Source organism: Rhizobium ecuadorense (assembly GCF_001187535.1).
In the GTDB taxonomy this organism is placed as follows: domain Bacteria; phylum Pseudomonadota; class Alphaproteobacteria; order Rhizobiales; family Rhizobiaceae; genus Rhizobium; species Rhizobium ecuadorense.
The window spans coordinates 1-264 of record NZ_LFIO01000913.1 but is presented as its reverse complement, the minus strand read 5'-3'; the positions used below and the strand labels follow the sequence as shown (position 1 = coordinate 264).

Here is a 264-nt window from a genome sequence, read left to right as displayed (position 1 = left end):
TAGTAATGCCTTCCTCATAGTTTCCTCCCTTGAAACAGACGGACACCGCGTGCCCGCCACACGAAATCAACCCGGATACCAGACGATGCGAGGCTCCTCCTTCGAACGCTCGTATTGCCAGGCTGAGTCGATAAGCATTTCGAGATCGTAGTTTGGCCGCCAATCCAGCAGGTATTTCGCTTTGCTGTTGTCCATCCAATTGGAATGGAAGCGGCTTGGTATGTCGATGGAGCCGAGATTGCGCGTGCGCAGGAGATAGGCGGC

1 pseudogene is annotated in these 264 nt (G+C 54.5%); it reads right to left on the bottom strand.

Features of this window, described 5'->3' with window-relative positions:
• Positions 1-66: 66 nt before the first annotated feature.
• Positions 67-264 (bottom strand): annotated as a pseudogene (locus tag AF337_RS15975) (NAD-dependent epimerase/dehydratase family protein); the annotation flags it as partial.